At 55.1% G+C, this 13,225-nt stretch carries 15 protein-coding genes; 4 read left to right on the forward strand and 11 right to left on the reverse strand.

Annotated features, from left to right (window positions below; genetic code table 11):
* Positions 1-45 precede the first annotated feature (45 nt).
* Positions 46-666 (forward strand): homoserine/homoserine lactone efflux protein, encoded by a 621-nt coding sequence (gene rhtB, locus ACT9TW_RS04290; protein WP_166718565.1) that lies wholly within the window; start codon positions 46-48, stop codon positions 664-666.
* Here the strand turns inward: rhtB and rhtC are convergent.
* The 3 genes from rhtC to pldA all read right to left on the reverse strand — a co-directional run bounded on the left by rhtC (position 663) and on the right by pldA (position 4,134).
* Entirely contained in the window at positions 663-1,283 is a 621-nt protein-coding gene (gene rhtC, locus ACT9TW_RS04295; RefSeq protein ID WP_014072266.1) for a threonine export protein RhtC, read from the reverse strand. The genes rhtB and rhtC overlap by 4 nt on opposite strands.
* A gap of 61 nt (positions 1,284-1,344) precedes the next feature.
* Complete coding sequence (gene recQ, locus ACT9TW_RS04300) at positions 1,345-3,174, reverse strand: ATP-dependent DNA helicase RecQ (protein WP_446491748.1); 1,830 nt, start codon at positions 3,172-3,174, stop codon at positions 1,345-1,347.
* 90 nt (positions 3,175-3,264) lie between these two features.
* Positions 3,265-4,134: a phospholipase A gene (gene pldA, locus ACT9TW_RS04305; protein WP_182062934.1), complete on the reverse strand. Its 870-nt coding sequence runs from the start codon at positions 4,132-4,134 to the stop codon at positions 3,265-3,267.
* Positions 4,135-4,296: 162 nt separating this feature from the next.
* Here pldA and yigI point away from each other — a divergent pair, with 162 nt between their 5' ends.
* Complete coding sequence (gene yigI / locus ACT9TW_RS04310) at positions 4,297-4,764, forward strand: acyl-CoA thioesterase YigI (protein WP_182062935.1); 468 nt, start codon at positions 4,297-4,299, stop codon at positions 4,762-4,764.
* 51 nt (positions 4,765-4,815) lie between these two features.
* Positions 4,816-5,712 (forward strand): EamA family transporter RarD, encoded by an 897-nt coding sequence (rarD, locus tag ACT9TW_RS04315; protein ID WP_182062936.1) that lies wholly within the window; start codon positions 4,816-4,818, stop codon positions 5,710-5,712.
* A gap of 43 nt (positions 5,713-5,755) precedes the next feature.
* On the opposite strand, the gene corA is transcribed toward rarD, so the two are convergent.
* The 8 genes from corA to lptM form a co-directional block, all read right to left on the reverse strand.
* Positions 5,756-6,706 (reverse strand): magnesium/cobalt transporter CorA, encoded by a 951-nt coding sequence (gene corA, locus ACT9TW_RS04320; RefSeq protein WP_014072271.1) that lies wholly within the window; start codon positions 6,704-6,706, stop codon positions 5,756-5,758.
* Between the two features lie 152 nt (positions 6,707-6,858).
* Complete coding sequence (gene ysgD, locus ACT9TW_RS04325) at positions 6,859-7,104, reverse strand: YsgD/CorL family protein (protein ID WP_446491749.1); 246 nt, start codon at positions 7,102-7,104, stop codon at positions 6,859-6,861.
* Complete coding sequence (gene uvrD / locus ACT9TW_RS04330; RefSeq protein ID WP_182062937.1) at positions 7,065-9,227, reverse strand: DNA helicase II; 2,163 nt, start codon at positions 9,225-9,227, stop codon at positions 7,065-7,067. Before uvrD ends, ysgD begins: the two co-directional genes overlap by 40 nt.
* Positions 9,228-9,307: 80 nt before the next feature.
* A complete protein-coding gene (gene yigB / locus ACT9TW_RS04335; RefSeq protein WP_395676530.1) occupies positions 9,308-10,024 on the reverse strand; it encodes a 5-amino-6-(5-phospho-D-ribitylamino)uracil phosphatase YigB in 717 nt (238 codons plus the stop codon).
* Entirely contained in the window at positions 10,024-10,926 is a 903-nt protein-coding gene (gene xerC / locus ACT9TW_RS04340) for a tyrosine recombinase XerC (protein WP_014072274.1), read from the reverse strand. Before xerC ends, yigB begins: the two co-directional genes overlap by 1 nt.
* Entirely contained in the window at positions 10,923-11,630 is a 708-nt protein-coding gene (locus tag ACT9TW_RS04345; protein ID WP_446491750.1) for a DUF484 domain-containing protein, read from the reverse strand. Before ACT9TW_RS04345 ends, xerC begins: the two co-directional genes overlap by 4 nt.
* Positions 11,627-12,451, reverse strand: coding sequence for a diaminopimelate epimerase (gene dapF / locus ACT9TW_RS04350; protein ID WP_182063492.1), 825 nt, complete (start codon positions 12,449-12,451; stop codon positions 11,627-11,629). The genes ACT9TW_RS04345 and dapF overlap by 4 nt, the downstream gene beginning before the upstream one ends.
* Positions 12,452-12,486: 35 nt before the next feature.
* Positions 12,487-12,690: an LPS translocon maturation chaperone LptM gene (gene lptM / locus ACT9TW_RS04355; protein WP_182062941.1), complete on the reverse strand. Its 204-nt coding sequence runs from the start codon at positions 12,688-12,690 to the stop codon at positions 12,487-12,489.
* A gap of 135 nt (positions 12,691-12,825) precedes the next feature.
* Here lptM and cyaY point away from each other — a divergent pair, with 135 nt between their 5' ends.
* Positions 12,826-13,146 (forward strand): iron donor protein CyaY, encoded by a 321-nt coding sequence (cyaY, locus tag ACT9TW_RS04360; protein WP_166718561.1) that lies wholly within the window; start codon positions 12,826-12,828, stop codon positions 13,144-13,146.
* Positions 13,147-13,225 lie beyond the last annotated feature (79 nt).

A 13,225-nucleotide genomic window follows, 5' to 3' on the forward strand; every position in this document is an offset into this window, starting at 1 on the left:
CAATAGCGTATTGTGGCATAAAAACAGACGATTCGGGAGTTTCAAATGACCTTCGAGTGGTGGTTCGCTTACCTGCTGACATCCATCATCCTCAGCCTTTCACCAGGCTCTGGCGCGATTAACACCATGACCACTTCGATCAACCACGGCTATCGTGGTGCGGCGGCATCCATTGCCGGTTTGCAGACCGGGCTGGGCATTCACATCGTGCTGGTCGGTATCGGCCTGGGGACACTGTTTTCCCGCTCGGTGCTGGCGTTCGAAGTGCTGAAATGGGCCGGTGCGGCGTACCTGATTTGGCTCGGTATTCAGCAGTGGCGCGCGGCAGGCTCCATCAACCTGAACACCCTTGCGCAGGCGCAAACGCGTGGACGTCTGTTTAAGCGCGCAGTGTTTGTGAACCTGACGAACCCGAAAAGTATCGTCTTCCTTGCAGCCCTGTTCCCGCAGTTTATCGTGCCGCACCAGCCGCAGGTGATGCAGTACGTGGTGCTCGGAGCGACCACCATCATTGTCGATATCATTGTGATGATTGGTTACGCGACGCTGGCTCAGCGGATTGCGGCGTGGATTAAAGGGCCTAAGCAAATGAAGGCCCTGAATAAAGTGTTTGGTTCGCTGTTTATGCTGGTTGGCGCGCTGCTTGCGTCAGCGCGTCATGCTTAGCGAGAAATGATGAGATGAATGCCGAAGCCGGTGAACAACGCACCGGCAAATCCGTCTATCCACTTCGCAACGCGCTGATACCCACGGCGCATCGCCGGTAAGGCGAACAGGCTCGCAACGATAGTAAACCAGGCGAACGTCTCAACGACGATCAGCAGGAAGATACCCCAACGTGCACCTGCGCCCACGCTATCTCCCACAAACAGGGAAAACACGGAGCCGAAATAGATAATCGCTTTCGGGTTTGCCAGGTTCGTCAGCAGCCCTTTCACAAAGCTGCGACCACCGGTTGCCAGCTCGACTTTTGGCTCTTCCGGTTTTTTCTCTTCTTTCTTCAGCGCCCCGCGCAGCATCTGGTAACCCATCCAGCACAGATACAGGCCACCACCGACCATAATGATGTTATGTAGCCAGGCCATCTTCGCGAGGATCAGATTCAGGCCCAGCAGCGCCACTGCCGCCCAGACCATAACGCCCATGGTAATACCGAGCACACCCATCATCGCCTCTTTGCGGGAGCGGCTGACGGCTGTTTGTGACACGAAGAAAAAGTCAGGGCCCGGGCTCATCAGGGCAACAATGTGCACTAACGCCACGGTGAGAAATAGCATTAACATAATTAACTCGCGGGGAAATAATTTAGTGAGTCACCATCCTGGCACTTTTTAGCCCGGCTGACTACTCCTCATCATCACCGTCAGCGTGAGAGCGGATAAGCGCCATAAACTCCTTCCCAAAGCGCTCGAGCTTACGCGTGCCAACGCCGTTGACGCTGAGAATTTCGCTGGCGCTGAGCGGCATTTGTTCGGCCATCTCAATCAACGTCGCGTCGTTAAAGACCACGTACGGCGGGATATTCTCTTCATCCGCGATGGCTTTACGCAGCTTGCGCAGTTTGGCAAACAGCTTGCGGTCATAGTTGCCGCCGTAGGATTTCTGCATCACCCGCGGCTTGAGCGCAATAACGCGCGGAACGGCGAGCTTCAGTTCGATATCACCGCGCAGCACCGGGCGCGCCGCTTCGGTAAGCTGAAGCGCAGAGTGCTGGGCAATATTCTGGGTGGCAAACCCCAGATGAATAAGCTGGCGGATTATACTGACCCAGTGCTCGTGGCTCTGCTCTTTGCCGATACCGTAAACGGGCAGCTTGTCATGGCCCATATCGCGAATGCGCTGGTTGTTCGCGCCACGCAGCACTTCCACCACGTAGCCCATCCCGAAGCGCTGATTAACGCGATAGATAGTCGAGAGCGCCTTACGCGCATCCATCAGGCCATCGTACTGCTTTGGCGGATCAAGGCAGATATCGCAGTTACCGCAGGACTCCTGACGGCCTTCACCAAAATAGTTGAGCAGCACCAGACGACGACAGGTTTGCGCTTCAGCAAAAGCGCCCATCGCGTTGAGCTTGTGGCGTTCGATATCCTGCAACTGCCCCTGCGGTTTCTCTTCCAGGCAGCGGCGCAGCCAGGCCATATCCGCCGGATCGTAGAACAACATGGCTTCTGCTGGCAGGCCATCACGCCCGGCACGGCCGGTTTCCTGGTAGTAGGATTCGATATTACGCGGGATGTCGAAGTGCACCACAAAGCGCACGTTGGGTTTATTAATCCCCATCCCGAATGCTACCGTGGCGACCACGATTTGCAGGTCATCACGCTGGAATTTCTCCTGCACGTCGGCGCGGATGTGGTTTTCTAACCCGGCATGATAGGCCGCAGCGCTAAAGCCACGGTTTTGCAGACGTGCGGCGGTGTCTTCCACTTTTGCGCGGCTGTTGCAGTAAATAATGCCGGACTTACCGCGCTGCTCCTGCACGTAGCGCAAAAGTTGATCCAGCGGTTTGAATTTTTCCATCAGCATGTAGCGGATGTTGGGGCGGTCGAAGCTGCTGACCTGGATAAACGGATCGTTTAGCCCCAGCAGACGAACGATATCAAGACGCGTTGTATCATCCGCCGTGGCGGTGAGCGCCATAAACGGCAGCTCAGGGAAGCGCTGACGCAGCTGACCGAGCGCGGCATATTCCGGGCGGAAATCGTGCCCCCACTGCGAGATACAGTGCGCTTCGTCTACCGCCAGCAACACCGGGTTCCAGTGCGCAAGGTGATCGAGAAAGTTATCCAGCATCAGACGCTCGGGTGCAATATACAGCAACCGAATCTGCCCGGTACGGCAACCCGCCATCACTTCCTGCTGCTGCTCGCGGGTCTGCGTAGAGTTGATACAGGCCGCTGCTACGCCGTTGGCAAGCAGTTGGTCCACCTGATCTTTCATCAACGAAATAAGGGGAGAGACCACGACCGTGAGGCCATCAAGCACCAGCGCGGGCACCTGATAACAGAGCGATTTCCCGCCGCCGGTCGGCATCACCACCAGGCAATCGCGACCTTCCAGCACGGTTTCAATGATGGTTTCCTGGCCAGGGCGGAACTGCTGGTAGCCAAAGGTTTCGTGCAGAACCTGTTTAGCCAGCGATTCCTGATTCAATACTTCCGCCTGCGCCACGTTAACCCCATTTGCCAGAAATAAAACAGGCGCTATTTTCAGCGCCTGAGAGAGAAACTTCAACGTTTAACGCAAAAACATTCGAGCAGCCTAGAAAATATCATTCAGCATTACGCCCACACCGACGCGGGTTTGATTGAAGTTGTAATCGATAAGCGACTCGCCGTAACCACTGTATACCTGCGTGTAAAGACGCACATGCTTGCTCACCGGATAGCTCAGGCCCACTTCCGCGCCGCCGTAGCCGGTATTCCAGTTGTACTGCCCCTTCGCGCTCAGCACCGCATCGCCTAACTGGTAACCAATTTTGAGCTGGTAGTAACCCATGTATTTGGTGATATCCGGGTTGTCGTCCGTAGCGCCCACCACGTACCACGGCTTAACTTCCACCATCCAGTTACCGTTTTGCGCCATCAGGCGGGTATAAAGACGGTTCCAGCTGCGTGAAGTGGGGTCGGCGCGGCCGTTGGAGTCGTGGTTAAAGCCCATCTCCACGTCGCGTAGCGTCCAGCCTGCAAATTCGTAATCCGTCGCGAAACCGAGGAACAGCTGCGGTTCATAGTTGGTTTCACGAAATGGTGAGGACTCGCCGCTGTTTGAAAGCTGCCACCAGGATTTTTGCGTATAGGACGCACCCAGCACCGAGTTTGGCCCCAAAATACCGCGCCAGAACGGGAATGCCAGGCTGAGCTGGTACTTCACCTCATCTTTGCGCGCATTATCAGACCAGTTGTAAGACTTAATCGCCTCTTTGTTGATATCGCTGGTCCAGGTGTAGAGCAAATAGTTGGTGTCATACGGGTAGAGCGTGAACGGATTGTCATGCTCCTGAAGTAAGTTAGCGATAATGCTGCCGCGAACGGCTGGCGTATCGTGTACTTCATTAACAGTCGCTTCCTGCGCATATGCTGTGAGGGGCAGCGAAACCGCCGCCAGTAACCAACCCAGATACGTCCGCATCGGTGGTGTTCTCCTGCAAATATTGAGATTTCATGAATAGTTATGTGGCGGACATTCTACAGACTTCCGCACTAACTTCCGCCTCCTCGTTTCTGAAAGTGGAATTCCTTATTGTTGAGGCATAAAATCAACATTTTATTAACAATAAGGACGTCATTTCTCATGTCAGCCACGCTAACCGCCGAAGATGCTTTAAAACTCGTGGGCGAAATCTTTGTTTACCACATGCCGTTTAACCGCGCGCTGGGGCTGGAACTGGAGCGCTACGAGAAAGACTTTGCCCAGCTCAGCTTCAATAATCAGCCGATGATGGTGGGTAACTGGGCGCAAAGCATTTTGCATGGCGGTGTGATTGCCTCTGCACTGGACGTAGCAGCGGGGCTGGTCTGTGTCGGCAGCACGCTGACGCGTCATGACACCATCAACGAAGACGAATTACGCCAGCGTTTATCCCGCATGGGTACCATCGACTTACGTGTCGACTATCTGCGCCCTGGTCGGGGAAATCGCTTTACCTGCACCAGCAGCCTGTTGCGCGCAGGCAACAAAGTCGCCGTCGCCCGTGTCGAACTGCATAACGAAGAACAGGTGTATATCGCCAGCGCAACCGCCACTTATATGGTGGGTTGATGCCGCAAAATCGGGTAAAGTTAGTTCACTTTTTTGTAACGGATTTTCCCGATGGATGCTAAACAGACGCGGCAGGGCGTATTACTCGCTCTGGCCGCTTATTTTATTTGGGGTGTCGCTCCGGCGTATTTCAAGCTTATCGCTTATGTACCGGCTGATGAGATCCTCACTCACCGCGTAATCTGGTCCTTCTTCTTTATGATTGCCCTGATGAGCATCAGCCGTCAGTGGTCAGGCGTCAAAACGCTGCTAAAAACCCCGAAGAAGGTCTTCCTGCTGGCGCTCTCTGCGGTGCTGATTGGTGGCAACTGGCTGCTGTTTATCTGGGCGGTGAATAACCATCATATGCTCGAAGCAAGCCTTGGGTATTTTATTAACCCGCTGGTGAACATTGTACTGGGGATGATTTTCCTCGGCGAACGCTTCCGCCGTATGCAGTGGCTGGCGGTGATTTTGGCGTTCTGCGGCGTTCTGGTGCAACTGTGGACCTTTGGGTCACTGCCGATTATCGCCCTGGGGCTGGCATTCAGCTTTGCGTTCTACGGGCTGGTGCGTAAGAAAATCGCCGTTGAAGCGCAAACAGGCATGTTGTTCGAAACCCTGTGGCTTCTGCCAGTGGCCGCAATTTATCTGTTTGGCATTGCCGACAGCGCGACCAGCCATATGGGCAACAACCCGTGGTCGCTGAATCTGATGCTGATGGCCGCCGGTGTGGTGACAACCATTCCACTGCTGTGCTTCACCGGGGCGGCAACGCGCCTGCGTCTCTCTACACTGGGCTTCTTCCAGTATATTGGCCCAACGCTGATGTTCGTGCTGGCCGTGGTGTTTTACGGCGAAGTGCCAGGCGCGGACAAGATGGTAACCTTCGCGTTTATCTGGGTCGCACTGGCGGTATTCGTCGCAGATGCGATTTATACCCAGCGCAGGACCCGCAGAGGGATGTAGGTGTTTTGTAGGGCGGGTAAGCGCAGCGCCACCCGCCTGATTTTTACAGCCAGTTGCGACGCTTAAAGTACAGATACGGCGCAAGCCCGGCGAGGATCATAAAGATAATCGCCCCAGGATAACCAAAGCTCCATCTCAGCTCTGGCATAAACTCAAAGTTCATCCCGTAGCTTGATGCCACAAGCGTAGGTGGCAGGAACACCACAGATACCACCGAGAAGATCTTGATGATGCGGTTCTGCTCGATATTGATAAAGCCCATTGCCGCCTGCATCAGGAAGTTGACCTTCTGGAACAGGGATTCGTTGTGCGGCAGCAGGGATTCGATATCGCGCAGGATCTCACGCGCCTGCTCCAGCTGCCCGCCCGGCAGACGCGCTTTACGCACCAGGAAGTTCAGCGCGCGCTGGGTATCCATCAGACACAAACGCACCTTCCAGCCGATATCTTCCAGCTCCGCCAGCGTGGAAAGGGCTTCGTCATACTCATCACCCTGATGGCCTTCCATGATCACGCGACTCAGCTTTTCCAGATCGCTGTAGATGTTTTCGATCTCATCCGCCAGCTGTTCGATTTTGGTTTCAAACAAATCGAGAAGCAGCTCGTAGGCGTTTCCGTCAACCATTGCCTGGCTACGGGCGCGCATTCGGTAGAGACGAAACGCAGGTAACTCGCGCTCACGCAGGGTAAACAGGCGACCGTCGCGGATGGTAAATGCCACGGTGGAGTTACCGGCGTGATCTTCGGCATCTTCAAAGAAGAAGAAGGAGTGAATATGCAGACCGTCTTCGTCTTCAAAAAAACGGGCTGATGCTTCGATGTCTTCCAGTTCTGGACGGGTTGCCAGGCTTTGCCCCAGCTCGGATTGTACGCGAAGGCGCTCATCGTCGTCCGGCTCGACCAGATCCACCCATACAGCATCAATGAGGGGCTGCGACTCTTCGGCTTCAAGCCGAGTCAGTCGGTTATTTTCGAGTTGAAATGCGCTCAACATGACCGGGACTCCCAATGCAAAAAATATCGGACAGTTCGGTGGGCACACAGAAACAAATTGGGTTTCAGACCATTAAACAGCCTGACTCAGCGCGACGGGAAATAATACAGGTCGCTGACAACCACTAAGGCCATCAGCAAGAGGAGATAGCCTTAGGAGTTGTTCCTGGTTGACAGGGAATTGAGCCAGTATCTACTGGGTGTGTCCAAGGCGAATGTCCTCTTAGCGTAATCGTGCGCGCATGTTACGCCAGCAGTAACAGTGGCGTCAACACGCAACGAAACGCTGAAGGGCATTAATTGACCTTCAACGTATAAGGCTAGCAGATTATTACAAAATAATGATATTTTTCTGAAAGTTACACAGTTTCCAACCGGGCATAGGCGGCCACCAGCCATTTGATCCCCTGCCCCTGGAATGCCACCTGCAACCGGCTATGCTCACCGCTGCCTTCAAGGTTCACAATGGTACCTTCACCAAATTTTGCATGACGCACGCGCTGGCCGAGCTTGTAACCGGTGTCATTTTCCGACATCGGCGTACCCAGGCGCTGATGGCTGACAGGACGGCTGACACTGGCGCGCAGGCGCACCTCTTCCACACACTCTTCCGGCAGTTCACCGATAAAGCGTGATGGACGGTGATAGACCTCTTTGCCATACAGACGGCGGGTTTCGGCGTAGGTTAACGTCAGTTTTTGCATGGCGCGGGTGACTCCCACGTATGCCAGACGGCGTTCCTCTTCCAGACGTCCACCTTCATCCAGCGACATCTGGCTCGGGAACATCCCTTCTTCCATCCCGACGATAAACACCTGCGGGAACTCCAGCCCTTTGGCGGAGTGCAGAGTCATCAGCTGCACCGCATCCTGCCAGGTATCCGCCTGCCCTTCACCGGCTTCCAGCGCGGCGTGGGAAAGGAATGCCTGGAGCGGCATCAGGTCTTCGTCTTCTTCGTTGTAGCTGAACTGGCGCGTTGCCGTGACCAGTTCCTCTAAGTTCTCAATACGGGTCTGGCCCTTCTCGCCTTTTTCCTGCTCGTACATCATCCACAGGCCGGAATCTTTGATAACCCGGTCAGTCTGAACATGCAGCGGCATGTCCGCCGTTTCCTGCGCGAGAGCGTCAATCAGTTCAAGGAAGCGCTGCAACGCGCTGGCGGCACGTCCGGCGAGGGCTTTTTCCTGCAACAGCTCACGACAAGCCTGCCAAAGCGTGAGCTGGCGATCGCGGGATGCCTGACGCACTACGTCCAGCGTTCTGTCACCAATGCCGCGCGTTGGGGTATTCACCACACGCTCGAAGGCCGCATCGTCGTTACGGTTGGCCATAAGACGCAGATACGAGAGCGCATCTTTAATTTCCTGGCGTTCAAAGAAGCGCATCCCGCCATAAATCCGGTACGGCATACTCACCTGCAACAACGCCTCTTCCAGCACGCGCGACTGGGCGTTGCTGCGATAGAGAATGGCACACTGCTCCAGCGCGCCGCCGTTGTCCTGCCAGGTTTTGATGCGGTTAACCACAAAGCGCGCTTCATCGAGTTCGTTAAAAGCGCAGTAGAGGGAGATTGGCTCGCCGTCGACGCCATCGGTCCACAGCTTTTTGCCCAGACGTCCATTGTTGTTCTCAATCAGGGCGTTCGCCGCGCTCAGAATGTTGCTGGTCGAACGGTAGTTCTGCTCCAGACGAATGGTTTCTGCGCCAGGGAAGTCATTGAGGAAGCGCTGGATGTTTTCCACCTGCGCGCCACGCCAGCCGTAGATAGACTGGTCATCATCGCCGACGATCATCACCTTGCCGGTATCGCCAGCCAGCATCCGGATCCAGGCATACTGAATGTTGTTGGTATCCTGGAATTCGTCCACCAGGATATTGGTAAATCGTTCGCGGTAATGCTGGAGAATATGCGGCTTATTCAGCCACAACTCATGTGCTCGCAGAAGCAGTTCGGCAAAGTCCACCAGACCGGCGCGATCGCAGGCTTCCTGGTAGGCCTTATACACGTTCTGCCAGGTCTGCTCGACCGGGTTGCCAAAGCTCTGAATATGGTGCGGGCGCAGCCCTTCGTCTTTTTGACCGTTGATGTACCACATGGCCTGACGCGGCGGCCACTGTTTCTCATCGAGGTTCATCGCCTTGATCAGGCGTTTCAGTAAACGCAGCTGGTCTTCGCTGTCGAGGATCTGGAAGTCCTGCGGCAGGTTGGCGTCCATATGATGCGCGCGCAGCAAACGGTGTGCCAGACCGTGGAAGGTGCCCACCCACATACCACCCTGGCTGGTGCCCATCAGCTGCGCAATACGGTGACGCATCTCTGCCGCTGCTTTGTTGGTGAACGTCACCGCCATAATGGAATACGGTGAGCAGTTTTCTACGCTTTGTAGCCACGCGATACGGTGCACCAGAACGCGCGTCTTACCACTGCCCGCCCCAGCCAGAACCAGCAGGTTAGTACGCGATGCGGCAACCGCGTCACGCTGTTTGTCATTAAGGCTGTCGAGAAGGTAGGAAACGTCCATTGGCACCGCCAGGTAATGTCAGGCAGGCGAAGGTCATGCATTCGCCAAAACCCTGGTAATTTATACAATATTATTGGTGATTATATCAGCGTGGTGAGGGATGCCAACCGCGAAATTTCTATGTGTGGCAACAGCCGACTGTCCTGGGTCTGCATCAGGTCGGCCTTTTCTGGCTTGATCCAGCAGGCCTGCATCCCGCAGCGGATCGCCCCGGCAACGTCCGTGGTCAGATCATCGCCCACGTGCAGGATCTCGCCTGTCGGCAGGTCGAGTTTTTCCGCCGCTAGGTGGTACATATCGTTGAACGGCTTAGCGCGTCCGTGCGGGCCTGCGCGCAGCACGAATTCAAAATAGTCGCCGAGGCCAAAGAGTTCAGGTTGCGCATTGCCGTTGGTGATCGCCACCAGCGGCCACTTTTCAGCAAGCGCTTTCAGGGTGTTGTGGGTTTCCTGCGGTACATCGATACGGCTACGCCATTTCGCGAAGTTTTCCATCGCCGCTTCGGCGCCAATGGCGGCATCGTGCGCACTCATGCCAACATTTAACATCGCCTGCTCCACCGCACGGCGACGCCACTCAGTGACATCGTGATAAATATCCGGCTCGGTTTCCCGAAGAGCCTGACGCAGACGCTGGAAGTCTTTGTTCTGCATCTCTTTCAGGGCAGGATGGTAGTTCTGCACAAACGCCAGCGACTCCTGCTCAGTGCGCAAGATAACCGGGTGGTTGTCATAAAGGGTGTCATCAAGATCAAACGTCAGCGCTGAAATCTGACCTAATGGGCGGTAAAAACGCATTATTTCCCCCGTTTGGCGCGTGGATGCGCCGCGTCGTACACCGAGGCAAGGTGTTGAAAATCAAGGTGGGTATAGATTTGAGTGGTCGATAAATTGGCGTGGCCTAACAGCTCCTGCACGCCGCGTAAATCACCGCTCGATTCAAGCATGTGGGTGGCAAATGAGTGGCGCAGCTTGTGCGGGTGAACATGGCTGTTAAGCCCTTGCTTAATGCCCCACTCCGCAAAGCGTTTCTGCACGTTTCGCGCCGAAATGCGCTTGCCGAGCTTCGACAAAAACAGGGCGTTTTCCTCTGCGCCAAACAGCCCGCGCAGATCCAGCCAGTGCTCAATCCAGGACACCGCATTGCGGCCAATCGGTAAGCGGCGCTCTTTGCTGCCCTTACCCATTACCCACACTTCACCGGTATCAAGATCGAGATGTTTTAAATCGAGGTTCACCAGTTCAGAAAGACGCAGCCCGGCACCGTACATCACTTCCAGCATGGCGCGATCGCGCACGGCCAGCGGATCGTTAAGATCGATATCCAGCAGGCGGTTTACATCGTCTACATCGATATTCTTGGGCAGATGACGCGGAGCTTTTGGCGTGGCGATCCCTTTTGCCGGATTGGCTTTCAGGCCACCCTGGCTGACCAGCCAGTCGAAGAAACTGCGCAGCGCAGAAAGTCTGAGCGCAAGGCTCGCCGGGCTTAGCCCCTTGCGGCGGCTACGCACCACAAAGGCTCGCACGGTAGCAGCGTCACATTGTTGCCAGCTTTTCAGGCCGATTTCTTCGGCAATCTGCATGATGGCATCAAGCTGACGCTGATAATTGAGCAGCGTAATCGGGCTTAGCTGACGCTCAACGCCCAGATAACGCAGAAAGCGCGTGACGTCAGTCGAGAGCAGTACGTCCGTCATACCCGTTCAATCCAGCGCTCCAGTAGCTCAGGCAACATGAGCGCCAGCTCCTGCAACAGGTGTGTCCCCTGCCCTTGCTCATAATGGTGCGCATCACGGCTGGTGAACAACATCACGCCTAAATCGCCATCGCGCCCCATCAGCGACATCGCCACCGAACCAATGGCTTTGGCCTCTGGCAACACCACCAGCAGCTCAGGTCCGTTCAGCGACCCAAGATAGTGATTCTCGTGGCCAAGACGCTGAATGCGCAGCGGTTCAAACGCCTGACGGTTTAGCGCCAGATGGGTAAAGCCGGACGGCGCGCCGATGCGCCAGCGATCAGGGAAGAGGCGGATCGTTGCGCCTGCCAGCCCCAGTTCACGCGCCCAGCGATGGAAGCGGCTGAGAAACTCGTCAAGGCTGTGCGCAGAGGCCAGACGCGCTTGCAGATGTAGCAAGCGATAGAACAGGCTTTCGTTGTTACTTGCCTGCTCCATTAGCAGCGTCATGTTCTCTTCGAGCTGATTGATATGGTTACGCGAGCGTGCCATGTGCCATTCGACCAGTGACACCGATTCACGCACCGGATGGGGCACGCGCATCTGTTCGACAACGCGTGCATTGCGGATAAAAAACTCAGGATTGCGCAGCAGGTAATCAATAACAGCTCTGTCGTCCAGTTCCGTTTCTGATGCCTGAAGTTCTTCCCCTGGTTGTTTCATAGATGGATAAACCCGTCATAGACATGTGCCGCCGGGCCAGTCATATAGAGTGGATGACCCGGTCCTTTCCAGGCGATATCAAGACGACCGCCTGGTAACTCCACGCGAACCTCTTCTGCCAGTAACCCCTGAGAGATACCGACCGCAACAGCCGCACAGGCACCGCTTCCGCAGGCCTGGGTTTCACCCGCGCCGCGTTCATAAACACGCAGACGGATGTGTTCGCGTTTTACCACCTGCATAAAGCCAATATTCGCACGCTCAGGGAAACGCTCGTGGCTTTCCAGCACCGGACCAAGTGTTTCAACTGCGGCGGTATCAACATTATCGACCTGAATCACGCAGTGTGGGTTGCCCAGAGAGACAACGCCGCACAATACTGTCTGCTCGGCCGCACGCATAATATAGGTCTTTTCCGCTTTGTTAGCGCGAAACGGCACGGCGGATGGCTCAAAGTTAGGCTCACCCATATTCACGCGAACCAGCTCATCGTCGGTAACGCTCAGGATCATGCGTCCGTTCGCCGTGCTCACACGAATATCACGCTTGTTGGTCAGCCCTTTCAGGCGAACAAAGCGGGCAAAGCAGCGCGCGCCGTTACCACACTGCGACACTTCACTACCGTCAGCGTTAAAAATACGGTAGTGAAAATCGAGGTCAGGATCGTAGGGTGGCTCAACCACCAGCAGTTGATCAAACCCCACGCCCAAATGTCGGTCCGCCAGACGACGGATCAGATCGGGTGAGAAAAAGACATTCTGCGTTACCGCGTCGACGACCATAAAATCGTTGCCAAGGCCATGCATTTTAGAGAACTGCATCATTTGCTCCATTGCGCGGGTACAGAACGTAATTATCAGAAATTAACCTGAGTCGGGCCGCCATTATCACCGCGATCGTTAGTCGTCGGCGAAGAGGACTCGATGGTGCTTTGTACTGGTTTCGTCGGCGGTGGCGCGGTTTTATCCGCTGGCGGGAAGTACAGTGGTCCCTTCAACCCGCAGCCGGTCAGGCTAAACAGCGTGATGAGAACGGCAAGCGTTCGGAAAACGTTTTTCATTATAAAGTTGCCCGTAAGTTCAAATCTGTTTCTATCATCGCAGGAGAAGACACAAAAGCAAGAGTTTGCCGCTTTCCTGCAACGGGAATTATTTAGCGTTATACTGCCGGCATCACGAAAAACAGGAACAAAACCATGAACGACAGTGAATTTCATCGCCTTGCCGACAACCTGTGGATGACTATCGAAGAGCGTCTTGACGACTGGGAGGGCGACAGCGATATCGATTGTGAAATCAATGGCGGTATCCTGACCCTAAGCTTCGAAAACGGCAGTAAAATTATTATTAACCGTCAGGAGCCGCTTCACCAGGTATGGCTGGCAGCCAAACAGGGCGGTTACCATTTCGATCTCAAAGAGGGCGAATGGGTTTGTGACCGTAGCGGTGAAACGTTCTGGGATTTGCTGGAGCAGGCGGCGACCGCGCAGGCGGGTGAAGAAGTCAGTTTCAGGTAGTTTATGGCCGGGTAAGCGTAAGGTATGAACCGGAAACATGGGTAACACTTTAGACCGGATACATGGGTAACAGTTATAA

Source organism: Enterobacter sp. C4G1, assembly GCF_052886895.1.